At 63.3% G+C, this 26,171-nt stretch carries 23 protein-coding genes; 9 read left to right on the top strand and 14 right to left on the bottom strand.

The features are described 5' to 3' along the window. Positions 1 to 2: 2 nt before the first annotated feature. The 7 genes from ACT9T4_RS17450 to ACT9T4_RS17420 all read right to left on the bottom strand — a co-directional run bounded on the left by ACT9T4_RS17450 (position 3) and on the right by ACT9T4_RS17420 (position 7,319). Positions 3 to 857 (bottom strand): metal ABC transporter permease, encoded by an 855-nt coding sequence (locus ACT9T4_RS17450; protein ID WP_197076949.1) that lies wholly within the window; start codon positions 855 to 857, stop codon positions 3 to 5. Next, positions 857 to 1,741, bottom strand: a complete 885-nt coding sequence (locus ACT9T4_RS17445) for a manganese/iron ABC transporter ATP-binding protein (protein WP_042552225.1) — start codon at positions 1,739 to 1,741, stop codon at positions 857 to 859. Before ACT9T4_RS17445 ends, ACT9T4_RS17450 begins: the two co-directional genes overlap by 1 nt. Beyond that, positions 1,741 to 2,646 (bottom strand): metal ABC transporter substrate-binding protein, encoded by a 906-nt coding sequence (locus tag ACT9T4_RS17440; protein WP_499118153.1) that lies wholly within the window; start codon positions 2,644 to 2,646, stop codon positions 1,741 to 1,743. The genes ACT9T4_RS17445 and ACT9T4_RS17440 overlap by 1 nt, the downstream gene beginning before the upstream one ends. A gap of 381 nt (positions 2,647 to 3,027) precedes the next feature. Continuing rightward, entirely contained in the window at positions 3,028 to 4,128 is a 1,101-nt protein-coding gene (locus ACT9T4_RS17435; RefSeq protein WP_042552227.1) for a polyamine ABC transporter substrate-binding protein, read from the bottom strand. A 40-nt stretch (positions 4,129 to 4,168) separates the two neighbouring features. Further along, positions 4,169 to 5,197 (bottom strand): histone deacetylase family protein, encoded by a 1,029-nt coding sequence (locus ACT9T4_RS17430; protein ID WP_179537706.1) that lies wholly within the window; start codon positions 5,195 to 5,197, stop codon positions 4,169 to 4,171. A 128-nt stretch (positions 5,198 to 5,325) separates the two neighbouring features. Continuing rightward, a complete protein-coding gene (locus ACT9T4_RS17425; protein WP_499118151.1) occupies positions 5,326 to 6,333 on the bottom strand; it encodes an AraC family transcriptional regulator in 1,008 nt (335 codons plus the stop codon). Positions 6,334 to 6,521: 188 nt separating this feature from the next. Continuing rightward, a complete protein-coding gene (locus ACT9T4_RS17420; RefSeq protein WP_042552230.1) occupies positions 6,522 to 7,319 on the bottom strand; it encodes an undecaprenyl-diphosphate phosphatase in 798 nt (265 codons plus the stop codon). Positions 7,320 to 7,564: 245 nt separating this feature from the next. On the opposite strand from ACT9T4_RS17420, the gene ACT9T4_RS17415 reads away from it, so the two are divergent. Together ACT9T4_RS17415 and ACT9T4_RS17410 are read left to right on the top strand one after the other, a co-directional pair. Next, on the top strand, positions 7,565 to 8,848 hold the full coding sequence (locus ACT9T4_RS17415; protein WP_042552231.1) for an MFS transporter: 1,284 nt from the start codon (positions 7,565 to 7,567) through the stop codon (positions 8,846 to 8,848). A gap of 73 nt (positions 8,849 to 8,921) precedes the next feature. Then, positions 8,922 to 9,362 (top strand): HIT family protein, encoded by a 441-nt coding sequence (locus tag ACT9T4_RS17410; protein WP_042552232.1) that lies wholly within the window; start codon positions 8,922 to 8,924, stop codon positions 9,360 to 9,362. A gap of 206 nt (positions 9,363 to 9,568) precedes the next feature. On the opposite strand, the gene ACT9T4_RS17405 is transcribed toward ACT9T4_RS17410, so the two are convergent. Continuing rightward, on the bottom strand, positions 9,569 to 10,498 hold the full coding sequence (locus tag ACT9T4_RS17405; protein WP_042552233.1) for a DMT family transporter: 930 nt from the start codon (positions 10,496 to 10,498) through the stop codon (positions 9,569 to 9,571). A gap of 99 nt (positions 10,499 to 10,597) precedes the next feature. On the opposite strand from ACT9T4_RS17405, the gene ACT9T4_RS17400 reads away from it, so the two are divergent. The 3 genes from ACT9T4_RS17400 (at position 10,598) to ACT9T4_RS17390 (ending at position 13,266) form a co-directional block, all read left to right on the top strand. Beyond that, complete coding sequence (locus tag ACT9T4_RS17400) at positions 10,598 to 11,398, top strand: AraC family transcriptional regulator (protein ID WP_042552234.1); 801 nt, start codon at positions 10,598 to 10,600, stop codon at positions 11,396 to 11,398. A gap of 106 nt (positions 11,399 to 11,504) precedes the next feature. After that, on the top strand, positions 11,505 to 11,933 hold the full coding sequence (locus tag ACT9T4_RS17395) for a 3-isopropylmalate dehydratase (protein ID WP_042552235.1): 429 nt from the start codon (positions 11,505 to 11,507) through the stop codon (positions 11,931 to 11,933). 34 nt (positions 11,934 to 11,967) lie between these two features. Next, positions 11,968 to 13,266 (top strand): FAD-dependent oxidoreductase, encoded by a 1,299-nt coding sequence (locus ACT9T4_RS17390; protein ID WP_499118146.1) that lies wholly within the window; start codon positions 11,968 to 11,970, stop codon positions 13,264 to 13,266. On the opposite strand, the gene ACT9T4_RS17385 is transcribed toward ACT9T4_RS17390, so the two are convergent. Together ACT9T4_RS17385 and ACT9T4_RS17380 are read right to left on the bottom strand one after the other, a co-directional pair. Further along, positions 13,263 to 14,459, bottom strand: coding sequence for an MFS transporter (locus ACT9T4_RS17385; protein WP_042552237.1), 1,197 nt, complete (start codon positions 14,457 to 14,459; stop codon positions 13,263 to 13,265). The two genes, ACT9T4_RS17390 and ACT9T4_RS17385, sit on opposite strands and share 4 nt — an antisense overlap. Before the next feature lie 89 nt (positions 14,460 to 14,548). Beyond that, positions 14,549 to 15,349 carry a substrate-binding periplasmic protein gene (locus tag ACT9T4_RS17380; RefSeq protein ID WP_231570109.1) on the bottom strand — a complete coding sequence of 267 codons (801 nt, stop codon included), beginning with the start codon at positions 15,347 to 15,349 and terminating at the stop codon, positions 14,549 to 14,551. Between the two features lie 181 nt (positions 15,350 to 15,530). Between ACT9T4_RS17380 and ahpC the strand changes: the two genes are divergently transcribed. Next, positions 15,531 to 16,094 (top strand): alkyl hydroperoxide reductase subunit C, encoded by a 564-nt coding sequence (gene ahpC, locus ACT9T4_RS17375; protein ID WP_042552238.1) that lies wholly within the window; start codon positions 15,531 to 15,533, stop codon positions 16,092 to 16,094. A gap of 245 nt (positions 16,095 to 16,339) precedes the next feature. Beyond that, positions 16,340 to 17,893, top strand: coding sequence for an alkyl hydroperoxide reductase subunit F (ahpF, locus tag ACT9T4_RS17370; protein WP_042552239.1), 1,554 nt, complete (start codon positions 16,340 to 16,342; stop codon positions 17,891 to 17,893). Positions 17,894 to 18,438: 545 nt separating this feature from the next. Here the strand turns inward: ahpF and ACT9T4_RS17365 are convergent. After that, positions 18,439 to 18,837, bottom strand: coding sequence for a hypothetical protein (locus ACT9T4_RS17365; protein ID WP_499118143.1), 399 nt, complete (start codon positions 18,835 to 18,837; stop codon positions 18,439 to 18,441). 139 nt (positions 18,838 to 18,976) lie between these two features. Here ACT9T4_RS17365 and ACT9T4_RS17360 point away from each other — a divergent pair, with 139 nt between their 5' ends. Continuing rightward, positions 18,977 to 20,107 carry a M14 family metallopeptidase gene (locus ACT9T4_RS17360; protein WP_499118141.1) on the top strand — a complete coding sequence of 377 codons (1,131 nt, stop codon included), beginning with the start codon at positions 18,977 to 18,979 and terminating at the stop codon, positions 20,105 to 20,107. Here ACT9T4_RS17360 and ACT9T4_RS17355 read toward each other — a convergent pair whose 3' ends face one another. The 3 genes from ACT9T4_RS17355 to ACT9T4_RS17345 all read right to left on the bottom strand — a co-directional run bounded on the left by ACT9T4_RS17355 (position 20,108) and on the right by ACT9T4_RS17345 (position 24,795). Next, complete coding sequence (locus ACT9T4_RS17355; RefSeq protein WP_499118138.1) at positions 20,108 to 20,626, bottom strand: hypothetical protein; 519 nt, start codon at positions 20,624 to 20,626, stop codon at positions 20,108 to 20,110. Positions 20,627 to 20,788: 162 nt separating this feature from the next. Beyond that, entirely contained in the window at positions 20,789 to 23,158 is a 2,370-nt protein-coding gene (locus tag ACT9T4_RS17350) for an ATP-dependent DNA helicase (protein ID WP_499118136.1), read from the bottom strand. After that, positions 23,155 to 24,795 (bottom strand): VRR-NUC domain-containing protein, encoded by a 1,641-nt coding sequence (locus ACT9T4_RS17345; protein WP_042556850.1) that lies wholly within the window; start codon positions 24,793 to 24,795, stop codon positions 23,155 to 23,157. Before ACT9T4_RS17345 ends, ACT9T4_RS17350 begins: the two co-directional genes overlap by 4 nt. A gap of 152 nt (positions 24,796 to 24,947) precedes the next feature. On the opposite strand from ACT9T4_RS17345, the gene ACT9T4_RS17340 reads away from it, so the two are divergent. Then, positions 24,948 to 26,108: a two-component system sensor histidine kinase NtrB gene (locus ACT9T4_RS17340; RefSeq protein ID WP_179540014.1), complete on the top strand. Its 1,161-nt coding sequence runs from the start codon at positions 24,948 to 24,950 to the stop codon at positions 26,106 to 26,108. The last annotated feature ends 63 nt before the right edge of the window (positions 26,109 to 26,171 follow it).

The following is a 26,171-nucleotide window of genomic DNA, read 5'->3' as shown; positions in this document are numbered from 1 at the left end:
GGTCACATCTCCAGCCGTGCCTGGGCGGCCCGGCGGCGGGCGGCGAGCAGGCCATGCTTGGGCGCGAAGACGAAAGCCACCAGGAACACGCAGGTCTGCAGCACGATGATGATCGCCCCGGTGGCGCCATCGAGAAAGTAGCTGGCATAGGCGCCGATGAAGCAGCTCAGGCCGCCGATGCAGCCAGCGATCAGCAGCAGCCGCTCGAAACGGTCGCTGAGCAGGTAGGCGGTGGCGCCCGGGGTGACGACCATGGCGATGACCAGAAAGGCGCCGACGGTCTGCATGGCCGCCACGGTGCAGGCGGACAGCAGGATGAAGAAGATCGCCTTCAGCCGCGTCGGGCTGAGGCCGATGGAGCGGGCATGGTGCTCGTCGAAGAACACCACCATCAAGTCCTTCCAGCGCAGTGCCAGCACGGCCATGGTGATGCCGGCGATCAACAGCAACTGCAGGGTGTCGCCCGGCGTGATGGCGAGAATGTTGCCGAGCACGATGGTCTGAATGTTCACCGAGGTGGGGGACAGCGACACCATGAACAGCCCGAGGCCGAAGAACGACGAAAAGATCAAACCGATGATCACGTCTTCCTTGAGCTTGCTGCGCTGATTGAGGAACAGCATGGCGCCCGCCGCCAGCGTGCCGGCACCGAAGGCACCGAGGGCGAAGGGCAGGCCGAGCATGTAGGCCCCGGCGACGCCGGGGACGATGGAGTGCGCCAGGGCGTCGCCGATCAGCGACCAGCCCTTGAGCATCAGGTACACCGAGAGCAGCGCGCAGACCACGCCGACCAGGGTCGAGACCCACATGGCATTGACCATGTAGCCGTAGGAAAAGGGTTCGAGCAGGGTGTGCACTATTGGTCCTTTTCGTCGACGCGGCCGCGGATGGTCGATTTGCCGTCGTAGAGCACCAGCGGGCGCTCGTCGTCGGTGATGATGCCGATCAGCGGCGACTTGTCATCACGGCCTTCGCCCGGCAGTTCGAAGTGGCGCAGCACACCGCCGAAGGTGCGCTCGAGATTCTCGCGGGTGAACACCAGCTGGGTCGGCCCGTAGGCCAGCACGGTACGCGCCAGCAGCACGGTGCGGTCGCAGAACTCCGGCACACTGCCCAGATTGTGGGTAGAGACGAGCATCACCCGGCCCTCGTCGCGCAGTTCGCCGAGCAGCCGCACGATGGCGTCCTCGGTTTTCACGTCGACCCCGGTGAAGGGTTCGTCGAGCAGGATGACCCGCGAATCCTGGGCCAAGGCGCGCGCGAGGAACACGCGTTTCTTCTGTCCGCCGGACAGCTCGCCGATCTGCCGTTTGCGCAGGTCGCCCATGCCGACCCGTGCCAGGGCCGTTTCAACCGCCTGGCGGTCGGCGGCCTTGGGACGACGCAGCATGCCCATGTGACCAAAGCGGCCCATCATCACCACGTCTTCGACCAGTACCGGAAAATTCCAGTCGACGTCTTCACTCTGCGGCACGTAGGCGATCAGGTTGCGTTTCAGGGCATCGCGCACCGGCATGCCGAGCACGCTGATGCTGCCATGGGCAAGGGTCACGAAGCCCATGATGGCTTTGAACAGCGTCGACTTGCCGCTGCCGTTGACGCCCACCAGGGCGGTGATGCTACCGCCCGGGCTGCCGAAGCTGGCATTGCGCAAGGCGGTGTGGCCGTTGCGGTAGGTCACGCTGATGTCATCGACACGAATGCCGTCGAGGCTGTCCTCTTCGTGCAGGGCGTTGGGCATTATTCGGCCAGCCCGTCAGCGATGGTCTGCGAGGTGACGCGCAGCAGGTCGAGGTAGGTCGGTACCGGGCCGCTCGGTTCGCTGAGCGAATCGACGTACAGCACGCCGCCGTACTTGGCGCCGGTTTCCCGGGCGACCTGCTGGGCTGGCGAAGCGGAGATGGTGCTTTCGCTGAACACGGCGGGAATCTTGTTGGCGCGCACTGCATCGATCACCTTGCGCACCTGTTGCGGGGTGCCCTGCTGATCGGCGTTGATCGGCCACAGGTACAGCTCCTTGAGGCCGAAATCGCGGGCCAGGTAGCTGAATGCGCCCTCGCTGGAAACCAGCCAGCGGCGGTTCTCCGGGATCGCCTGCAGGCGCTCGCGGATCGGCGTTACGGTGGCCTGAATGCGTGCCTTGTAGGCTTCGGCGTTGGCCTTGTAGGTTTCGGCATTGGCGGCGTCGTGCTCGACCAGTGCGTCACGGATATTGTCGATGTAGATCATCGCCGAGTCCGGCGACATCCAGGCGTGGGGGTTGGGTTTGCCGCCGTATGGACCTTCGGCGATGCTGATCGGCTCGACGCCATCGCTCAGCGTCGCGGAGGGCACGCCCTGCAGGCGCTGCAGAAAACGTTCGAACCACAGCTCCAGGTTCATGCCGTTACGCAGGACCAACTGAGCGTCGCGGGCCTTGAGGATATCGCCCGGCGTCGGCTGGTAATTGTGGATCTCGGCACCCGGCTTGGTGATCGATTCGACCACGGCGGCGTCGCCAGCGACTTCGCGGGCCATGTCGGCGAGGACGGTGAAGGTGGTGACGACCTTGAACTTGCCCTCGGCGGAGGCCAGTTGCGGCAGCAGGGTCAGAAGGAGGGCGGCGAGCAGGGAGGCACAGGTGCGCGAGCGGATCCGATTGAACATCTTCATCCTCATATGGCTTGACCGGTCAAATCACCGGGATGGTCATTACCCCCGGACAGGGCTGCCACTCTAGCGATAAATCGTCGCTAATGAAAACTATTGGCATTAGAGATTTGTTTTCGATGCATGCCGTTCGATGTTGCGTTATGGCAGCGAACGACGGCTGTGCTCAGCGTAGCTGCTGGAGCGCATGCATGTGAGCCGTTGCAGCGCTGGCAGGTTCCGCCAATGTGATCGCGGCGACCGTGGCATGGGCGAAAATGCACAAGCCCGCAACCTGTGCGGGCTTGTGCGGGTGGTCAGTCGCAGGATGGGGTATCACTCACCCTGCGGCTCAGGGCCGATGCAAGCCCCTCGTCCGATCGCGCTCGGCTTGGCGGCTCAGCTGCCGCTCTTGATCTTGGTCCAGGCACGGGTGCGTACCCGCTCGACTTTCTGCGGCAGGGGTTCGACGCTGTAGAGGGTTTTCTGCCCCTCGGCGGTCGGGGTCAGGTCGGCGTTGTCGCTGATCGCCTTGTCCACCAGCAGCATGCCTGCCTTGTTGGGGTTCGGGTAACCAAGGAAATCGCTGATCGGTGCGATCACTTTCGGGTCGAGCAGGTTGTTGAGGAACTCATGAGCTTCCTCGACGTTCTTGGCGCTGACCGGAATGGCGAAGGTGTCGAACCAGATCGGTGCGCCTTCCTTCGGCAGGCGCCATTCGACCTTCACGCCGTTGCCTGCTTCCTTGGCGCGGTTGGCGAACTGGTAGAAGCTGCCCGAATAGCCAATGGCCACGCAGATGTCGCCGTTGGCGATGTCGGTCATGTACTTGGCCGAGTGGAAATAGGTCACGTACGGGCGGATGCTCATCATCAGCTCGGTGGCCTTGTCGTAGTCAGCCGGGTTGGTGCTGTTCGGCGGCAAACCCAGGTAGTGCAGCGCCAGCGGCAGGATCTCGTTGGGCGCATCGAGCATGGCGACGCCGCATTGCTTGAGCTTCTCCATGTTCTCGGGTTTGAACACCAGATCCCAGCTGTCTACGGGGGCGTCGGCGCCGAGGGCGGCCTTGACCTTGTCCGGGTTGAAGCCGATCAGCACGGTGCCGTACATGTACGGCACGCCGTACTGGTTGCCGGGGTCGTTGGTCTCCAGCAGCTTGAGCAGTGCAGGGTCGAGGTTCTTCCAGTTGGGCAGCTTGCTCTTGTCGAGCTTCTGGAATACCCCCGCCTTGATCTGGGTGTCGAGGAACATGTTCGATGGCACCACCAGGTCGTAGCCCGAGTTGCCGGTGAGCAGTTTGGCTTCCAGCGCTTCGTTGGTTTCGAAGGTGTCCCAGGTGAGCTTGACGCCGCTTTTCTGCTCGAAGTCCTTGAGGGTCTGCGGCAGGATGTAGTCGGCCCAGTTGTAGACCCGCAGTTCTCGAGTCTCGGCCATGGCATTGCCGACCAGCAGCGCCGCGCCGCAGAGGGTGGCGCCGAACAAACGGTGGAGATTTTTCATCGTTATGTGCTCCGGTTATTCAGGGGTGTCGGCAGTAGGCTCAGGCGCCTTCGAAACCTTCCAGTACGTTCACCGCGTTGACGCCGATCTCCTCCACGGCATAGCCGCCCTCCATCACGAACAGAGTGGGCTTGCCGAGGCGGGCGATGCGTTCGCCCATGCGCAGGTAGTCGGGGCTGTCGAGCTTGAACTGGGAAATCGGGTCTTCCTTGAACGTGTCCACGCCCAGGGACACCACGATCACGTCCGCTGCGTAATCGTCGATACGTGCGCAGGCACTCTCCAGTGCGGCGCTCCATTGCTCCCATCCGCTGCCGGAAGCCAGCGGCAGATTGAGGTTGAAGTCTTCACCGGCGCCTTCGCCGTGCTCGTCCTGGTAACCGAGGAAGAACGGGAATTCGAAAGCCGGATGACCATGGATCGAGACGAACAGCACATCGCTGCGGTCGTAGAAGATCGACTGCGTGCCATTGCCGTGGTGGTAGTCCACGTCGAGAATGGCGACCCGCTTGCAGCCCTGATCCAGGAAGGCCTGAGCGGCGATGGCGGCATTGTTCAGGTAGCAGTAGCCACCCATCAGGTCAGCGGCCGCGTGGTGGCCTGGTGGGCGACAGAGGGCGAAGGCGCCAGTGGCGCCATCGCTGATCAGCTTCTGCCCGGTAAGGGCGACCTGGGCGGCACTCCAGGCGGCCTGCCAGGTGCCGGCGGTGATCGGTGCGCCGCCGTCGAAACTGTAATAACCGAGCTGACCATGCAGGTTGTCCGGCACCACGCTGCGCAGGGTGCGGGCCGGCCAGGTGAAGGGCATCAGGTCACCGTCACGCCCCATGGCGGCCCAGCGTGCCCAGGCGCCTTCGAAAAAGCTCAGGTAGTCGCGGTGATGAATGCGTTCGATCGGTGCTCGGCCGAAATCGCTGGGGGTGATGACTTCACCCAGTTGCTGCTGGCGCACGCGGGCGAGCACATGGTCGGCTCGCGACGGCATTTCGAAGCAGGGCTTGAGTTCCCCGTCGATGATTTCGCAGCGGCCATGATGCAGGTGATGGTCATCGCTGTAGATCGTACGCATGGCTGAGTCTCCGACTTGGACAGCTGCATTCTTGGCCCGAGTCTGGCGCTGGCGAAATGAGCGCAATGGCCAAAAGGGGATAGATGTGGCCACGAAATGGCGCAGCAGCGATCCGTATCGGTGCAGGTCTAGGCGCTGACCGGGCGCCGATAGCGGCTTGGCGATACGCCGCTCCAGCGCTGGAAGGCGTGGCGGAAACTGGCGGTTTCGCTGTAGCCGAGTGCCTCGGCGATCCGCGCGATGGGCAGCCGCTCCTGGTCCAGCAGATGGCGTGCCTGCTCGAAGCGCAGCTCATCGAGCAGGGTTTGATAGCTGGTGCCGACTTCTTGCAACTGCCTGCGCAGGGTGCGCGACGAGCAACGCAGCTGGCGCGCCAGGCCATCCAGGCCAGGCGCCGTCGGCAACTGGCTGGCGAGCAACTGGCGTACGCGGGAAATCAGCGCCAGGTGGGAGATGAACTCGCGGTTCAGGTGGCGGCAGCGTTCCAGGGTGTCGCGGTGAGTCACCGGGTCTGCCAGGGGCAGGCGTCGATCCAGCCACTGGCTATCGAAAACGATGGCGTTGTCGGCGGCATTGAAGCGCACTGCACAAGCGAAGTCGCGGCTGTACTGACGCTGGTAGCGTGGCGCTCGATGGCTGAAACGGGCCGCGTCCAGGGGCAGGGTGCGACCGAGCAGGTCCTCGCAGATCAACTTCAGCGAGGCCAGACAGAACTCGGTGTTGAAGGTCTCCAGTTCCGCCGTGTCGCGATAGTGGCTGGCCTCGATCCAGGCCTGCGAGCCATCGCGGCGCAGACGCAGGTCGAAGAGGGTGCCGAGCAAGGCGGGAAAGCTGAAGGCGACCTCCAGCGCATCGCCCAGCGTCGATGCCGAGAGCAGGCTGAAACCCAGCAGGCCATAGGACGATACATGCATGCGCCTGCCGAGCAGCAGGCCGAGATCCTGACGCCTGGCGGTGGCATTGCGAAACACCTGGCGTTCCTGGGCGATGCTGATGCGCATCTCCGGACGCTGCAGATCCGCCGCGTCGATGCCGCTGCCAGCCAGGAGTTCGTGAGCGTTGCAATCGCCATTCTGGCAAAGGGTATCGAGGGCCAGGACGACGGCATGCAGGGTGGTCAGATGGGCGTGCAGCATGGGGACTCGCCTTCTCGGGGCAGACCCTAAGATCAGGCAATAAGCGTGCCTTGCGCGCTCCTGAGCCTGTTCAGGCGTTTCACCGGAAACTGCGCTCGACAGATGTAGGAGAAGGTAACGCCGAGGCAGCCCGTAGCCTGGTGTGGAGCGCAGCGATACCCAGGGCGGTGTCGCTGCGCTCGACCGGGCTACAGCGCCACGAACAGCAGGAAGGTGCCGAGGATCAGGCGGTAGATCACGAACGGCAGCATGCCGATGCGATCCAGAGCGGCGAGGAACAGCTTGATGCACAGAAACGCCGACACGAACGACAGGCCGATGCCCCAGGCCATGTCGCCCCAGTGCGCGCCGTTGCCTTCTTCGATCAAGTGCAGGGTCTTCAAACTGCCGGCGGCGAGAATCAGCGGGATCGACAACAGGAAGGAGAAGCCAGCGGCGCTCTTGCGGTCGAAGCCGAGCATCAGTGCGGCGGTCATGGTGATGCCCGAGCGCGAGGTGCCAGGAATCAGCGCGAGCATCTGTGCCAGGCCGATCAGCAGGGCATGGCGCCACGTCATGCGGCTCATGTCGGCATCACGGCTGCCTTTCACGTCGGCCCACCAGAGCACCAGGCCGAAGACGATGGTGGTGGTGCCGATCACCAGCATCGAACGGGTGTATTGCTCGATCACCGATTCGAAGATCAGCCCGGCCAGTGCGGCCGGGATGGTCGCCAGGATGATCATCCAGCCCATGCGGCTTTCCGGGCTGGCGCGGCGGTACAGAACGTGACCCAGCCAGCCGCTGACGATTGCCGCGATCTGCTGGCGAAAAGCGAGCACCACGGCCATCAGGGTGCCGACGTGCACGGCAACGTCGAAGGCCTGGCCCTGATCGGGCCAGCCCAGCAACTGCGAGGGCAGAATCAGGTGCGCGGAGGAGGAGACGGGAATGAATTCGGTAATGCCCTGGATGAGCGACAGGATGAGCAGGTGGAGCCAGTCCATGGGTTTCCTTATGAGGGAGTGAGCGAACGCGGACTGCGGGTATGACCCGGTGAGACCTGTTTTTCTCCGCGCTGCAGCTCGATTCCTTGAGATTCGCCTGCATTCTAGCCATGCCGGTCGTCTCCGGACCAGTGCTGGCCAGCCTGTGGCACTGCCGTGACGCCGCGGATTTGCTATCGTGTGTGCCCCCTCGCTCGGATGCTCCCGGTCGAGGCCTCCCGAAGACCCCCACGAGATTGCTCCCCATGCACCGCGCAGCATCGCCGGCACCTGGCCGGCCCCTGACCCGTAGCGATTACAAGACCCTGTCCCTGTCTGCCCTGGGCGGCGCGCTGGAGTTCTACGACTTCATCATCTACGTATTCTTCGCCACCGTGGTCGGCAAGCTGTTCTTCCCGCCGGACATGCCCGACTGGCTGCGCATGCTGCAGACTTTCGGCATCTTCGCCGCTGGCTATCTGGCACGCCCCCTGGGCGGCATCATCATGGCGCATTTCGGCGACCTGATCGGACGCAAGCGCATGTTCACCCTGAGCATCCTGATGATGGCGGTGCCTACGCTGATCATGGGTCTGCTGCCGACCTACGCACAGATCGGTATCTTCGCGCCGCTGCTGTTGCTGCTCATGCGCATGATCCAGGGCGCGGCGATTGGCGGTGAAGTGCCCGGTGCCTGGGTGTTCGTGTCCGAGCACGTGCCGGCGCGCCACATCGGTTATGCCTGCGGTACGCTGACCTGCGGCCTGACCACCGGCATCCTGCTCGGCTCGCTGATGGCCACGCTGATCAACAGCGTCTTCACCGCCGAGGAAGTGCTCGACTGGGCCTGGCGCGTGCCGTTCCTGATCGGTGGTGTGTTCGGTCTGTTCGCCATGTACCTGCGCCAGTGGTTGCACGAGACGCCGGTGTTCACCGAGATGCAGCAGCGCAAGGCCCTGGCCGAGGAACTGCCGCTGAAAACCGTGGTGCGCGACCATCGCGGCAGCGTGGTGATTTCCGCGCTGCTGACCTGGCTGCTGTCGGCCGGCATCGTGGTGGCGATCCTGATGACGCCGACCTTTCTGCAGACCCTCTACGGCTTCGATGCGGTCACTTCGCTGAAGGCCAACAGCCTGGCCATCGTCATGCTCAGCATCGGCTGCATCATCAGCGGTGCCCTGTGCGACCGCATCGGTGCCGGCCGGGTGCTGGTGGTTGGCTGCAGTGCGCTGGCGGTCAGCGTATGGCTGTTCTACAGCGGCCTGCACGCCAACCCGCACTGGCTGTTCCCGCTGTATGCGTTGGTCGGCCTGTTCGTCGGCACCATCGGCGCGGTGCCGTTCGTGATGGTGCATGCTTTCCCGGCGCCAGTGCGCTTCAGCGGCCTGTCGTTCTCCTACAACATGTCCTATGCGGTGTTCGGTGGCCTGACTCCGGTGGCCGTTTCGCTGCTGGTGAAGTGGAGCCCGCTGGGCCCGGCCTATTACCTGATCGCCCTGTGCGGTGTCGGCGTGGTGGTCGGGTTAGGGCTGCTGCGCAAGGGCCGCTGAGCATTCGATTGTTTCGCACCAGCCGGCCGAGCCGGTATGGTGCGTGCACGTTCACAACGCGATGGAGAAGCCCATGAGCCTTTACGGCGATTACGATTCGCAGAACATCTTCGCCAAGATCATTCGCGGCGAGATGCCCTGCTACAAGCTGTACGAAAACGACGATGTGCTGGTGTTCCTCGACCTGTTTCCGCAGTCCTTCGGGCACACGCTGGTGATCCCCAAGCGGGCCGAGGCTCGCAATATCCTCGAGATCGACGCCGACAACCTGACCAGGCTGACCCTGGCCGTGCAGAAGGTCGCCCGGGTGCTGGTCGATGAGCTCGAGCCCGATGGCGTGCAGGTCACCCAGTTCAACGGCGCGCCGGCAGGGCAGACGGTCTATCACATCCACGTACACGTGATTCCGCGCTTCAGCGAGCAGGGCTTGCAGAACCATGGCAGCGGCAAGGCCGATCCGGCCGAGCTGGAGAAACTGCAAGCCAGGCTGGTGAAGCGCTTCCAGAGCGCTTGATCGCCGCGGCGCCCACCCTGCGGATGGTGCGCGCGTTGTAGGGTGGGCTTCAGCCCACCACTTCTCCGATTCGGCGGGAGGGCGGCGCTTCGCTCAACGCCCCGCCAGCCCGTAGGGTGGGCTTCAGCCCACCAATGCTCCGCCAACCGTAGATGGACCGGGCGATGTGGCGAGCGTCGATGGGCATCGCGTTGCTCGACGCCTTCCTATGAACGCCGTCGCTTCAGCCACTGGCTCAACCATTCGTAACCGCTGACCATCAGGATGCCGCACAGCACCAGCAGGGCGCCGGCGACGAAGTTGATTTCCAGCGGTTCGTCGAGCAGCCATACGCCGAACACGATGCCGAACATCGGCGTCATGAACGACAGCACGCCGAGGCGCGAGGCGAGGTAGTTGCGCAGCAGCCAGAACCAGGCCAGAAAGCTTGCGAACGACACCAGCAGCGCCTGGAACGCCAGGCCGCCCAGAGCCACCGGCGTGGGGTTGAAGTGCAGTTGGCCGGTCAGCGCGCAGGCCAGCATCAGCAGCAGGAAGCCACCGAGCAACTGATAGAGCAGCGTCTGCGTGACCGGTGCGCTGGACAGGCGCGAGCAGCGCACCACCACGGTGGTCGCGCCCCAGGCCACGGCGCCAAGCAGGCCGAGGATATCGCCGAACATCTGCTTGCTGACATCCCGCGTCTCGAGATCCGGCGAGCCCCCTGCGAAAGACACCACGATGCCGACGAAGGCCACACCGATGCCCAGCCACTGCAGGGGTTTCAGGCGTTCGGCAGGCAGCCGCCAGTGCAGCCCCAGCGCGGCGAAGATAGGTGCCGTGTAGAGAAAGATCACCATGTGCGAGGCACTGGTATGGCGCAGCCCTTCACCGACCAGCATGAATTCCAGGGCGAACAGACACCCCACCATCAGGCCGGGCTGCCAGTTGCCTTCGCGCAACGACAGGCCGTCGCGGCGCCAGAGCATCAGCAATGCCACCAGCACGGCGGCCACCCCCGAGCGCAGAGCGAGCATCAGCATGGGCGCGACGTCATCGGCCGCTGCCTTCAGCACGACCTGCTGCAGCCCCCAGATCATGCACAGCACGACCATCATTGCCCCGGCCAGCCCGTCGATGTTCTTGCGCGTGTCCATAACGGAGCCTGCCAGTGGAGTAGGTCACCATTATGGTGCTGGCGATTTCTACTGATATAGTTCAAACCCGACAGCGCATAGCGGTTACCCGCCAGAGCGATGAAGATCGACGCCCCGCGACTGCAGATCCCCCCGTTCAGCGACGCCTTGCCGGCCCCGCTGTTCTTCCGAACCGCCAGCGTGCCGGCGCATGCGACCTATCCGCGTCATCGCCACGCCTGGGGTGAGTTCGTCTACGCCTTCAGCGGTGTCATGGAAATCGAAGTCGCCGGGCGTCACTATCTGGCGCCGCCGCAATATGGCATCTGGCTGCCGCCGGACCTGGAGCACATCGGCTTCAATCGGCACGAGGCCTGCCACTGCTCGATGTATGTCGCCCCGGAACATTGTGCCGAGCTGCCCGCCGAACCCTGCGCGCTGAGCCTGACGCCCCTGGTGCGTGCCTTGCTCGACGACCTGCGCGAATCGCCTCCCGACGCCGCGCGGCAGGCCGAGAACGAGCGGCAGTTGCAGTTGCTGCTCGACAAGTTGGCCCGGGCTCCCAAGGTCGGCAGCTACTTGCCCAGTTCCAGCGATGCGCTGCTGGAGCCGGTGTTGCGGCAGCTGACGGCCAACCCAGCGGACACTCGCTCGCTGGCGCAATTGGCCAGTCAGGCCAATACCACGGAGCGCACCCTGATGCGCCGCTGCCAGCGCGACCTGGGCATGTCCTTCGCGCAATGGCGGCAGCGCCTGCGCGTGGTCGCGGCGCTGGCGCAGTTGGAGCGCGGACGTACCGTGGAAAGTATCGCGCTGGATCTGGGTTACAGCAGTGCGTCGGCGTTCATCGGCATGTTCCGCCGGCTGATGGGCGTGTCGCCCGATGAATACCGCAAGGGCAACCTGCCGCGACAGCAATAGACGGTGGCGCAAATATCCCGGTGAGTCGTGTCGGGATTTATGGCACTGTCATGGCAGTGTGCTGGTCATACTCGACACTTAACCGAGATTCCCATGGAGGGAACCCATGCGTTCGATCTTCGCCGTACTGCCGCTGCTGGCTCTGGTTGGTTGCTCTTCGTACCAGGCCGATCCCGATAAGGTCACGGCCGTGCCGGCCGAGCGTCTGCTGGCGTACCAGACGCCGGTCAACGGTGGAGGGGAGGTCGTGGTTACCCGTGACCTGGGGCTGATGGGCGGTGGCTGCTATGTCGCCGTGCTGGTCGACCGCAAGATCGCCGCGCGCATCGCGGTGGGCGAGGAAGCACGTTTCCAGGTACCGGCAGGCAACCGTATTCTCGGCATCACCGCCGACAAGCAGGACGAAACCTTGTGTGGCAAGGGTCGCCTCAATCGTGAGGTAGCGGTGAAGGTCGAAGCGGGCGGCAGCGAAGATTTGCGAATCATCAGCCAGAATCGTGGCGGCTTCGACATCCAGCTCAGCGAGCCGAGGTAGAATCCGCCTCAACAACCCCGCACAGGACGTGCCCGTGAAAGATTTACCCGTTGCCATCGTCGGGGCTGGTACCGCGGGGCTGGCCAGTGCCATTCTGCTGGCCCGTCAGGGCTGGGCTGTCAGCGTTTTCGAGCGTGTCGCCGACCTGCAGCCGGTCGGTGCGGGCATTCTCCTGCAGCCTTCCGGGTTGGCCGCTTTGCGCAGCCTCGGCCTGTTCGATGAATGCGCAGCGCTCGGCGCGCCGGTAAGCCGCCTGTACGGCACCTCCGCCTGTGCGGGAAGAGTGATTCTCGACACCCGCTATCAGCACTGGCAAGCCGATTCCTTCGGCCTCGGCATCCATCGTGGTGTACTGATGACTGCGCTGGTCAACGCGGCGCGCGCGGCTGGCGTGAATATCTGCACGGGTGTTTCGATCAGCCGTTTCCAGCAGTCGCCCACTCATGTGAGCCTGATCGCTGCCGATGATCAGGGCGGTGAGGTCGCACTCGGCGACCACGCGGCGTTGATTCTGGCCGACGGTACCCGCTCGCAGTTGCGGGCGCAGATGCAGGTCCGTCAGTGGGTCAAGCCCTATCCCTGGGGTGCGCTATGGAGCATCGTGCCGACGCCGGATGGCGCCGATTCAACCGATTTGCGCCAGTGGTACCGAGGCTGTTCGCAGATGTTCGGCATCATGCCGACCGGCGCTACCCACACCGACCGCAATACGCGCCTGAGCAGCCTGTTCTGGAGTCTGCCTGTCGCGACCCATGGTACGTGGCAGCAGTCCGGCCTGCCTGCCTGGAAGGATTCGGTACGCCAGCTCGCCGGTGAACCGGCCGAAGCCTTTCTGCAATCGATCGACTCGGCGCAGCGCTTGATGTTCGCCACCTATGCCGATGTGCGCATGTCCCGGTGGCATGACGGTCGGGTGCTGGCAATCGGTGACTGTGCCCACGCCATGAGCCCGCAACTGGGGCAGGGGGCGAACATGGCGCTGGTCGATGCCGTTGCGCTGGCCAGCGCACTGGGGCCAGTGGACCGGAAGCAGGCGGCGAATTTTCCCGAGCGCTTCGCCGCCTACGCGGATCTGCGCCGCGCTCATCTTCGTTATTACCGCCAGGCCAGCCGCTTGCTGACGCCCTTGTTCCAGTCGGACAGTGCCTGGCTGGCGGTCGTGCGCGATACTGCGCTGTTCATGGCGCGGCACCTGCCGATGGGGCGCCAGCATGCCGTTTCCACGCTGGTCGGGGCGCGTACCGGATGGTTGTTGTCCGGCAAGGGCGGCGCCGAGTTGTACGCCTGGCGCACGTCAGCGGCGCAGCCAGTCGCCCCGACATCTTCCGGTTAGGCGGCGCCCCGCGCCTGTTGTACCTTCCACGCCCAGACGAAAATCAGCAGGCCGCCCACCGCGGTCATCGCGCCGATGTAACCCGTCGATGTCCAGCCGAAACCGGCGCTGATCGCCAGGCCGCCGAGCCACGGGCCCAGTGCGTTGGCGATGTTGAATGCCGCGTGGTTGGAGGCGGCGGCCAGGGTCTGGGCGCCGGTGGCGACGTCCATCAGGTGGGTCTGCAGGGCCGGTGACAGGGCGGCGATGGTGCCCAGGGCGAGGATCGCCGGCAGTATCGTCCAGATCGAATGGGTAGCCGCCGGCAGAAGCAACAGCACCAGCGCACTCCACAGCAGAATCCAGGCCACCGACTTGAATTGCAGGCGGTCGAACAGCCAGCCGCCCGCCATGTTGCCGAGGATGCAGCCGACACCGAATATCGCCATGGCGACCGGAATCATTCCCGGGTTGACCTGGGTGACTTCCAGCAGCGTCGGCGCCATGTAGCTGAACACGCAGAACATTCCGGCGAAGCCGATCGAACCGATGCCCAGCGCCAGCCAGATGGGCGCGCGATTGAAGGCGCGCAGCTCGTTGATCGGGCTGCTGCGCACCTCGTTGCGGTCCACCGGCAGGAAGATCGCGACCATCGCCACGGTCAGCAGGGCGATCACGCTGACCAGTGCGAACGCATAGCGCCAGCTGACGCTCTGGCCCAGCCAGGTGGCCAGTGGGTTGCCGACCAGAATGGCCACGCTCAGGCCCATCAGCACCCGGCTTACCGCCTTGGCGCGCTTGTGCGGTGGTGCCATGGACGCGGCGACCAACATGGCGACGCCGAAATACGCACCGTGGGGCAGGCCGGCGAAGAAGCGAAAGACCAGCAGCGAAGCGTAGTCGGGCGCCAGGGCACTGGCGAGGTTGCCGACTGCGAAGACGCCCATCAGCAACAGCAGCAGCGTCTTGCGCAGCAGGCGTGCGCCGAGCAGCGCCAGGATCGGCGCACCGACCACCACGCCGAGCGCGTAGCTGCTGATCACGTGACCGACCTGCGGCTCGCTGACGCCCAGGTCCTCGGCGACATTGGGCATCAAGCCCATGATCGAGAACTCACTGGTGCCGATGGCAAAACCGCCAAGCGCCAGGGCCAGTTCGATCAGCAGGATCGCCCCCGCGCTCAGGCGCGTGGCGTCGTGGGCTGGGCCACTCATGTGTTTACCTCGATAACGTGCGGCGAATCAGGCGGGGCATTATTCACGCAATGGGCCGTCGAGAGAACCGCTTTGTTCCGCGACCTCTTTCAGCGGTAGCGCTGCAGGATGGCATCGAACTCGCCGTCCTCTTTCATCTGCACCATGGCGCGCAGCAATTGCATGGTGGGTACGTCGGGGGCATCGCGGACCAGGCAAGCGGCCAGGTCACTGGCCAACTCGTGCACCTGGTGGAGCTTCTCGGCCTGGTCGACATGGCGGTTGTACCAATGCAGGGCCAGTTCGTTGCTGATCGCATAATCGTAACGTCCGGCTGCGAGCTTGGTCAGCACCAGACCTTGTGTGCGGCCGTCGTCGCGCAGCAGTTGGCCGCTCATGAACAGTGGATGCAGGGTCGGGTAATAGAACCCCAGCACCGTACCGATGGACTGTTTGGGCAGTTTTTCCGGGGTGACCGTCTCGGGGGTACGACCTACCAGCAGATCACGCTGCACCATGAAGGGAATGCTCCACACGTACTGCGGATAGGTTTCGCTCAGCCACGCAGGGTTCACGTAGCAGCGCACGTCTATTTCGTTGTGCAACAGCGCGCGTTGCACACGCAGGCGCGGCAATACCAGCAGCTCGGCACGGCGGCCGACTTTTTCCGCCAGCCGCATGGGCAGATCGTAGAGGATTCCGCCGACTGCTTCGCCGTTGCGGATCTCGACCAGAGGCATGACACCGCTTTCGGTGATCGAGAAGCGTAGCGGGCGCTCCTGCGCGCTGCAGCAGAGGCTGAGCAGGGCAAGCACTGCAGCACACAGACGAGGGCACATGGCACGAACCAGAGAGGATTGGGCGTTGTCGGAAAGCGTAGGTCGTCTGGAGCCGGTGCGCTGCTGGTGCATGCTGTTGAGACTCCATCATCGGTTGCGGTAGACGAAAACTTCAGATTATTGTTTTAAAAGGCTTTTTATATGGGTCGATTGACTGAGCTTATTGGATTGATGGTTTCAATCAATGGGCTCTTTGGTCCATATGGGGCTACTATCCCTCCTGTAAATTTTTCAACCCTCCAAGGAGTCACTGATGTCTTTGATTAACACTCAAGTCCAGCCGTTCAAGGTCAATGCATTTCACAACGGCAAATTCATCGAAGTCACCGAAGAGAGCCTGAAGGGCAAGTGGTCGGTACTGATCTTCATGCCGGCAGCCTTCACCTTCAACTGCCCGACCGAAATCGAAGACGCCGCCAACAACTACGAAGCCTTCCAGAAGGCTGGTGCCGAGGTGTACATCGTCACCACCGACACCCACTTCTCGCACAAGGTATGGCACGAAACTTCGCCTGCCGTTGGCAAGGCTCGCTTCCCGCTGATCGGTGACCCGACTCACCAGCTGACCAACGCGTTCGGCGTACACATCGCTGAAGAAGGTCTGGCACTGCGCGGTACCTTCGTGATCAACCCGGAAGGCCAGATCAAGACCGTCGAAATCCACTCCAACGAGATCGCTCGTGACGTGGCCGAGACCCTGCGCAAGCTGCAAGCCGCCCAGTACACCGCTGCTCACCCGGGCGAAGTCTGCCCCGCCAAGTGGAAAGAAGGTGCTCAGACTCTGGCTCCTTCCCTGGACCTGGTCGGCAAGATCTAAAAACGGCCGGGAAACCACTGCGCGTCGCTGATGCTGCGTTGAAATCAGGCTCGGGCTCGTCATTTACAGCTCGTAAACTGCTCGCCCGAGCCTGATCTCGCCTTGCCTCAACACCGCTCGCTACGTTTCCCAATCCGTTTACGCGCTGATCAAATCAACAACTGATTTTGGAAGCGCGCCCGAACGCCCGGGCGTAACCCGTCCGGGCGTTTTATTGCCCGAATTTTGTCATTGAGGACTCGTTTATGTTGGACGCCACGCTTAAAACCCAGTTGAAGGCCTACCTGGAAAAGGTCAGCCTGCCGTTCGAGATCGTCGCGTCCCTCGATGACAGCGACAAATCTCAGGAGCTCAAAGGCTTGCTCGACGACATCGTCAGCCTGACCGACAAGATCACCCTGAAGACCGATGGCACCGACGCCCGCGTGCCGTCGTTCGCCCTGAATCGCCCGAATGGCAATATCAGCCTGCGTTTCGCCGGCCTGCCGATGGGTCACGAATTCACTTCGCTGGTGCTGGCCCTGCTGCAAGTCGGTGGCCACCCGTCGAAGCTGGCTGCCGATGTGATCGAGCAGATCGCCAGCCTCGAAGGTGAATTCAACTTCGAGACCTACTTCTCGCTGTCCTGCCAGAACTGCCCGGACGTGGTCCAGGCGCTGAACCTGATGGCCGTGCTCAACCCGAACATCCGCCACGTCGCCATCGACGGCGCGCTGTTCCAGGACGAGGTCGAGTCCCGTCAGATCATGTCGGTACCGAGCATCTACCTGAACGGCGAACTCTTCGGCCAGGGCCGTATGGATGCCGAGCAGATCCTCGCCAAGATCGATACCGGCGCCTCCGCCCGTGACGCTGCCAAGCTGAACGGCAAGGAAGCCTTCGACGTGCTGGTCATCGGTGGTGGTCCGGCCGGTGCCGCGGCAGCCATCTACGCCGCTCGTAAAGGCATCCGCACCGGCGTTGCTGCCGAGCGCTTCGGCGGTCAGGTGCTCGACACCATGGCCATCGAGAACTTCATCTCGGTACAGGAAACCGAAGGCCCGAAACTGGCCCGCGCCCTGGAAGAGCACGTCAAGCAGTATGAAGTCGACATCATGAACCTGCAGCGTGCCAGCGCGCTGATTCCGGCCTCCAGCGCCGGCGGTCTGCACGAAGTGAAGTTCGAGAGCGGTGCGAGCCTGAAAGCCAAGACCGTGATTCTGTCCACCGGCGCGCGCTGGAGAGAGATGAACGTGCCGGGCGAGAAGGAGTACCGCAACAAGGGCGTGGCTTACTGCCCGCATTGCGATGGCCCGCTGTTCAAGGGCAAGCGCGTGGCGGTGGTCGGCGGTGGCAACTCCGGCGTGGAAGCGGCCATCGACCTGGCGGGTATCGTCTCCGAAGTCACGCTGCTGGAATATGACAGCAAGCTGCGTGCTGACGCCGTACTGCAGAAGAAACTGTACAGCCTGCCCAACGTCAAGGTGATCACCAGCGCCCTGACCAGCGAAGTGAAAGGCGATGGTCAGAAGGTCACCGGCCTGGTCTACAAGGATCGCAACTCCGACGAGTTCGTCTCGGTAGCACTGGAAGGCATCTTCGTGCAGATCGGTCTGCTGCCTAACTCCGAGTGGCTGAAGGGCTCGGTGGAGCTGTCGGACCGTGGCGAAATCATCGTCGACGCTCGCGGCGAAACCTCGCTGCCCGGCATCTTCGCCGCAGGTGACGTGACCACCGTGCCGTACAAGCAGATCGTCATCGCCGTGGGCGAGGGCGCGAAAGCTTCGCTGAGCGCTTTCGATCACCTGATCCGTAGCTGATGCGCTGAGTCAGACGTACAAAAGGCGGGCCCTGATGGCCCGCCTTTTTCATTTCTGCTTTCCGGGGATCTTGGCAATCAACCAAGAATGGCAGCCTTCTGCCGAAGCGATCGCCGGCAAGCCGGCTCCTACGGGGCGCTGGCAGGCATGACTGTGGCGGGTGCCGCATCCGTAGGCGGTTTCATGTCAACGAGGCCCCTGTCTTGCGAGCACCCCGGTAGTGCAGCAAACCGCTTGTGGGCAATAGGTGAGCTGCTCACCGAGTATCGCCGGCAAGCCGGCCCCTACGGGGCGCTGGCAGGCATGACTGTGGCGGGTGCCGCATCCGTAGGCGGTTTCATGTCAACGAGGCCCCCGTCTTGCGAGCACCCCGATAGCGCAGGAAACCGCTGGTGGGCAATAGGTGAGCTGCTCACCGAGTATCGCCGGCAAGCCGGCCCCTACGGGGCGCTGGCAGGCATGACAAGGGTAGGAGGCTTATCCGTAGGAGCCCGCTTGCGGGCGATTCGGCCGAGCGATGCAGTGCTGCCGCCGGATCGAATCGCTCAGTCGGTCTCTTCATCGCGAATCAGCACGAAGCTGGGGCCCTGCTCGTCGTCGAGCCGCTCGCAGACGAAGTACATGTCCACCTTGCCGCCAGCGGACATGATTGCCAGGTAATCGCCGGCTTGTGGAATGAAGAAGGCCTTCGAGCCCGGCTTGGCTTCGCAGGCCACCAGCGCGGTGAAGAACAGCGCCGGGTCGCTGCCATCGAAATAGTCGTCACGCTCGGCAGCGTCCCATTCCTGAGGCGGCTCGAACGGGCCGGTGAACAGGACCTTGGCATCGCCCACGTCCTGTTCTTCAGTGTCGCTATCGTCCTCATCCGGGCGATAGACCGTGCAGTCCTGTGACTCGGCGGCATCCAGCACGCGCTGGCGGTGTTGATCATCGATTAGGGACACGCTGGCTCCGAATAGCAGAAAGAATCGAGGTGTGCAGTGTGAGCCGCACCACGGTGGCCTGCAATCACCCACGTGCGATTTCCCCCGAGCGTGGAAACTGCGATGCTGGTACGACCGTGAAGCAGCATTGAGAACAACCATGAAGATCAGCTCGGATTTCGACAGCGGCAACATCCTCGTGCAGGACGCCAGCGACCCGCACAAGGTGCTGCTGACCATGCGCCCGGATCTCAACAGCCACCATTTCCAGTGGTTTCATTTCCAGGTCGAGGGCCTGACACCAGGCGCGCGCCATGATTTCAGCATCACCAACGCCGGGCAGTCGGCCTATAGCCATGCCTGGACGGGCTACAACGCGGTAGCCTCCTACGATCAGCGCACCTGGTTCCGGGTACCTAGCCGCTTCGAGGATGGCGCTCTGCATTTCGGCCTGGAGCCCGAGCATGAACACATCTGGTTCGCCTACTTCGAGCCCTACAGCCGTGAGCGGCACAGTGACCTGATCGCTCAGGCGCTGGCCTTGCCGGGTGTCGAGCTGCATGGCTGCGGGCGCAGCATCGAGGGGCGGGATATCGAGCTGCTGCGCGTGCATCGCCACCCGCAAGCGAGCCGCAAGGTGTGGATCATCGCCCAGCAGCATCCGGGCGAGCACATGGCCGAGTGGTTCATGGAGGGCATCGTCCGCCGTCTGCAGGACAGCAGCGACGTCATTCTGGATGCTCTTCTGCAGCAGGCCGATCTCTATCTGGTGCCGAACATGAACCCGGACGGTGCCTTCCGTGGCCATCTACGCACCAACGCTGCGGGGCAGGACCTCAATCGTGCCTGGCAGTCGGCCAGCCTCGAGCGCAGCCCGGAGGTGTTCTTCGTGCAGCAGGCCATGCGTGAGGTGGGCGTGGATCTGTTTCTCGATATCCACGGAGACGAAGAAATCCCCCATGTGTTCACTGCCGGCTGCGAAGGCAATCCCGGGTTCTCCGCGCGACTGGAAGCGCTGGAGAGTGAGTTCCGCAGCCGTCTGGTCGAGCGCGGTGCCGAGTTCCAGACGCGCTTCGGATACCCGCGCAGCGCACCGGGCCAGGCCAATACGGCACTGGCCTGCAACTCGATCGGCCAGGAGTTCGACTGCCTGTCGTTCACCCTGGAGATGCCCTTCAAGGATCATGACGATACGCCGGATCCGCTGACGGGCTGGAACGGCGAGCGTTCGATGAAACTGGCCGGTGAGATGCTCGACGTGGTGGCGGAGATGGTCGATCGGCTGCGCTGATCAGGCATGCTCGTGCAGGGTGCCTTGCTCATCCTGCGCGGCCTGCAACTCCTGCAGGGTCTGCATCTTTTCGGCGATTTCCTTCTCGGCCGCAGCACGTTGCTCAGGTGGCAGGTTCTCGAGCTCTTCCTCGCTCATGCCGATTTCCTTGAGGATCTTGTCGCGCATCTTCTCGGCAGGCGACATGTCCATGTAGGCCATGAACTGGGCGAGGGCACTGTCGGCGGTCGGTTTCCCGGTCGAGCTGTCGCCACCTGTGCTGTCGGACACCTGTTGCGAGTCCTGAGCCGAGCTGTACAGGTTGACCATCATCCGCGCGAAGGCTTCGTCGTAGGCCTGCTGGCTGGAGTCCGCCTGATCGCCCTTGAATCCCCTGGGCGGCGCACTGGCTTCCTGCGCCTTCTCGTGCTTGGCGAGCGATGCAGCCTCACGGCTTTGTTTGAAATCCAGCGCGTCGACACGGCTGCGCTGCAGGGGGCTTGTCGTTCCGTAATGGGTGAGCGAACCGATACTGCTCATGGCGGACCTCCTTGGCTGTGAGTCATCACTTCAGCAAGGCCTGTGCCAGCCGCTCGGTTACTGCCAGTCGATTGATTGTCAAAGGAATTATTTCTCACGTCGGGGTGCCCTGGGCATTCCCTTGCCGCTCACGGCAAGCCGCTGCCGCCCGTGGCGAGGCGCTCAGCTCGGCAGGTCGAACAGGCCTTGCTGTGGTGGCGGCGGCGCTGGCAGTGCTGCGGGAGCGCTGCGCCCCGGCAACTGACGGCTGACCTGCGCACCCAGGACCTGAGGTACACGGCTGCGTTGCACCTGCCACCAGCCTGGTAGCAGGGCACGTACTTCGGGCAGGGTGAAGCGGTCGTCCATCAAATGCACCACACCACTGTCCTGTGGGGTGCGGATGACCCGGCCAGCGGCCTGTACCACTTTCTGCAGGCCGGGAAACAGATAGGTGTAGTCGTAGCCATTGCCGAACATCTCGGCCATGCGCTGCTTGATCTGTTCGTTGATCGGGTTGATCTGCGGCAGCCCCAGAGTGGCGATGAAGGCGCCGATCAAACGGTCCCCGGGCAGGTCGATGCCTTCGCCGAAAACCCCGCCCAGCACCGCGAAGCCGATCCCCTGGCCACCCGGCCGGAAGCGCTCGAGAAACTGCTGGCGTTCGGTTTCGTCCATCTGCCGGGCCTGTACCCAGCGGGTGATCTGCGGGTGCTCGTGGTCGAACAGTTCCAGTACTTGCTGCAGGTAGGCATAGCTGCTGAAAAAGGCCAGATAATTGCCTGGGCGTTCGGCGAACTGCCGCGCCATCAGGGCGACGATGGGCGCCAATGACCGCTCGCGGTGCTGATAGCGGGTCGACAGGTTGCTCACCGCCTGGACCTGCAACTGCGCGGCCTGGAACGGCGACTCGACATCCAGCCAGGGTGTCGCTTCCGGGAGGCCGAGCAGATCCGCGTAGTAGCCGGCCGGGCTCAGGGTGGCGGAAAACAGCGTGGTGCTGTGGCTGTTCTCGAAGCGCGGGGCGAGAAAGGGCGCCGGCACGATATTGCGCAGGCACAGCACCGAATGGCTGCGCCCGCGAGGATCCGCCTTGCGACTGACGTCGAACAGCGAGTGGGGGCCGAAGGTTTCCGCCAGGCGGCAGAAGGCCATGGCGTCGAGGTAGAACTGCAGCAGTTCGCCATCATTGCCGGTGGGTTGGTCGGTCAGGTGATCGGTAAGCGCGCTGACCGCCTTCTGCAGGGAAAGAAGCAACAGGTCCGGTGGTTGCGGATAGGTCTGATAGTCCTCGGACAGTTCCTTGTGCAACTGCTTCCAGTGGCGGCTGATGCGTGTCAGTACGGCACTCAGGCCCTTGGGCGCGTTGCTGCGCATGGCTTCGAAGCGCCCCTGATCGAGCTCGGCGCTGTACATACGCCGGGCCCGTTCGATCAGGTTGTGGGCTTCGTCGACCAGTAGCGTCACGCGCCACTCGTTGATCAGGGTCAGGCTGTAGAGCAGGGCACTGAGGTCGAAATAATAGTTGTAGTCGCATACCACCACGTCGGCCCAGCGGGTCAGCTCCTGGCTCAGGTAATAGGGGCAGACCTGATGCTGGAGGGCGATGTCGCGCACTGCGGCCTGATCCAGCCAGGTGCACTCGACCGCGGCCTGGCGCGCGGCGGGTAGGCGGTCATAGAAACCGCGGGCCAGCGGGCAGGATTCGCCGTGACAGGCTTTGTCGGGGTGCTCGCAGGCCTTGTCCCTGGCGACATGTTCGAGTACGCGTAGTGGCAGGGTCTCGCCGCGCAGGATGTGTAGCGCGTGCAGTGCCAGCTGGCGACCCGGCGTTTTCGCGGTGAGAAAGAACAGCCGGTCCAGGCCGTTTTCCGCGAATGCCTTCAGCTGCGGGAACAGCGTGCCGAGCGTCTTGCCGATTCCGGTAGTGGCCTGGGCCATCAGGCAATGGCCATCGCGGGCCGCCCGGTAAACGGCTTCGGCCAGTTGCCGCTGGCCCAGGCGAAACTCGGCATGGGGGAAGCGCAGTTCGGCCAGCGCGCTGTCGCGTAGCTGGCGATGAGCCTGTTCCTGCTCGGCCCAGGTGATGAAGCGGCTGCACAGTTGCGCGAAGAACGCCTGCAGCTCGTCAGCCGTGCGGGTTTCGCGGAACACGCTTTCCTTCTGCGTGAGGACGTTGAAGTACACCACCGCGAGATCGATTTTCGCCAAATCACGGCTCTGGCAGAGCAGCCAGCCGTATACCCGCGCCTGCGCCCAGTGCAGTTGGCGGTGATTGTCGGGAATGCGGCTGATGTCGCCACGGTGGGTCTTTATTTCTTCGAGCAGGTTGCTGTGCGGATCGAACCCGTCGGCCCGGCCGCGTACCTGCAGGGAGCGGAATTCACCTGCCAGCGGGACTTCCGCTTCGTAGTGCTCGCCACGTCGGCTGACTACCGTGGCGTGGCCGGCCATGCCCTCCTGGGCAGTGGGTGAGGGCGTGAAACGCAGGTCGAGGTCGCCACATTTGGCGGTGAACTCGCAGAGCGCGCGCACCGCCACGCGGTAGCTCATGCGTCGGCCCACTGCACGTAGCAGACGTCCACCGGCATGCCGTGCTCGGCACAGAACGCCAGCCAGCGGCGCTGGTTGTCCTGAAGCCGATCACCCGGGCCTTTCACCTCGATCATGCGGTAGCGTTTTTCCTCGGGCCAGAACTGGATCAGGTCGGGCATACCGGCGCGATTGGCCTGGATATCGCCGAGCAGGCGCCGAAACCAGGCGCGCAAATGGGCTGCCGGCAGGCAGTCGAGGGCCTGGTCCAGCAATGCTTCGCTGAGCACGCCCCAGTGCACGAAAGGTGACTGAATGCCGAACTTGTCGCGGTAGGTGCGACGAATGCTGTGGCGGTAACGGTCATCGTCGAGTTGCTCCAGGCACGCGGCGAACAGTTCTCGCCGGCGTGGGTAGAAGTCGGCGGTGAGCAGGTCGGCCGGGCCGTGCTGGAACGGATGGAAGAAGGCGCCAGGTACGGCGGCGAATACCGCGGGCCAGCAGAGCAGGCCGAACAGGCTGCAGATCAGCGTGTTCTCGACGTAATGCACGGGGGCCTCGCTGCGCTGCAGGTGCAGTTGCACGAGCTGCTCCACCGCCAGCGACGGCAGCCTGGGCAGTTGCAGATCCAGGCGTGGCGGTGCTGGCGCCTTGGCGCGTTTCTGCGCAGGCATGCCCAATTGCCGGGTCAGGCGCACCAGGGCTCGCTCGGCTAGTTGCAGTTCGCCATCGCTGTTGGGCGCTGCGATGGCCTGGCCTGCCAGTTCGAAGGCTTCGCTGTAACGCAGGGTGCGTTCCAGTACGCGAATCTGTCGCTGCCGCGCGGCGCCGTAACGGCTGCTGGCGTATACCTGCAACGCCAGTTCGAACTCGGCACAACGTTCCAGATGCTGACCGATGCGAAACAGCAACTTGGCACGCCGCTCGGCGATATAAGGGTTGTCGTAGCGGCGGGTGTCTACACGTTCGAGCAGGTCCGCCGTGGCGTCACCGGCTTCGAACGCCTCCCGGCAGCGCTGCAGGTGGAGGTAGTCGTCGACATCCTCGCGACAGCGCAGTGCTCGCGAGTCGGGCGGAAAATCGACGCTTTCGTAGCGAAATATACCCAGATCGGCGAGCACGAACTCCGACCATTCCTGACGCAGGTTGCCGAAGAACATCAACCGCAGGCGCTCGCTCAGGTCATCGATGGTCAGGCTGTAAAGGGCATCGTCGAGAGTCGGGCACCAGGCATCGAAAGCCCGTGCCTCATCGAAGTGCTCACTGAGCTGTTCCAGCAGGTGCTCTTTGCGGGCACGTCGATCACTGAGGTTGCCGGCGAAACAGATAACGATTTCGTCCTTGCGCAGCAGCGCCAGCAATTGGTCCAGCTGCAGCGCGGCATTATCGATTATCCAGCCATTGGCGATCAGCGGTGTGGCGGCCTGGCGGCAGCAGCCAATCTCCTGATAGTTCAGCTTGCTGGCACGAAAATGCACGCCTTTGCGCATGATCATGCGCACCAGCAGGGCCTGTGCCGATTCGTCGAGCGCACCGAAGCCGAGCAGGAACTCACGTTCGTTCGCGCTCAGCAGGTCGGCATGGCGTTCACCAATCCAGGTCAGCGCCTTGTGGAAGTTGTGCAGATAATAGAAACGTGGATCGTTCGACGCTGACATGAGCTAAAGCTGGATACTGGTTTTATATACAGATATCAGGCCGCTTCTCGTTTGACAATCCGCAGGAGATGAACGGGGTCGCACAACATGCTGTCCCTTGCCACCGCTGGCGGACTACACTGCACGTCCATTGCCGCTGTGAACGCTGCATCATGAACAGCCAGTTAGCCCCTCTCTCCGCAAGCACCTTGACCGAGCGTCACTACGAGATGCTGGTTCAGGCAGTGGTCGATTACGCGATCTTCATGCTCGATACGCATGGCCGCATCGTCTCCTGGAATGCTGGTGCTGCTCGCATCAAGGGCTACGATGCCGCAGAGGCCGTCGGCCAGCATCTGTCCCTGTTCTATACCGAAGAGGACCGGCAGGCGGGCAAGCCCAGGCTGCTCATGGAAAGGGCACTTCAGGATGGGCGCTCCCAGGATGAAGGCTGGCGAGTTCGCAAGGACGGCACGCGCTTCTGGGCCCTGGTGGCCATCGATGCGATTCGCGATGAGCGCGGTGAAATCATCGGGCTGGCCAAGATTACCCGAGACATCACTGAGCGCCACGAGGCGGATTTGCGCTACGACGGTCTGCGCGCACAGCTCTTCCAGGCGCAGAAGCTGGAGGCTCTGGGCCAGCTGAGTGGCGGTATGGCGCACGATTTCAACAATCTGCTGACCATCATTCTCAGTGCTGCCAAGCTGGCTAGCCGTGCCGCTAGTCCGGAACGACTGGCCAGCCTGCTGGCGAGCATTCAGGATGCAGGCGAGCGTGGCGCGCAGATGACCCGCAACCTGTTGACCTTCGCCCGTTGCGAGCAGATGCCCAGCCGTCTCGTCGATCTCGATGAGTTACTCGACACGGCACACACCTTCGTCAGTCAGGCATTGCCGAAGACGATGAGCCTGGAAATGCAGTTCGCGCCAGGATTACATCAGGTCGAGCTGGACCCCAGCCAGTTGGAGATGGCGCTGCTCAATCTGATTCTGAATGCACGCGACGCCATGTCCGCGACAGGCGTTATCAGGCTGCAGGCACAGAATCGTGTGCTTTCAGGGGAGCTGGACGATTTGCACGGGGCGTTCGTGTCGATTTCAGTGATCGACGAGGGCGTAGGCATCGACCCGGCGATCCGTTCACGGCTGTTCGAACCTTTTTTCACCACCAAGGACGTTGGCAAGGGAACTGGACTGGGGCTTAGTCAGGTCTACGGTTTTGCCCGTCAGGCGGGTGGCGGTGTACATGTGGAAAGCACGCTGGGGCAGGGGGCAAGGGTAACGCTTTACTTGCCGGCAGCCATCGGGCAAGCGACAGATGAACGTGCGTGAACATGCTAGTATTGCGAATCGCCTTTTCTATCAGTGCGTTAACGCCTGGGAAGAGCACATTAA

This window comes from Pseudomonas sp. SZ40 (genome assembly GCF_052958135.1).
Note: the sequence above shows the minus strand (reverse complement) of the source record. Positions and strands in the feature narration are given on the sequence as shown.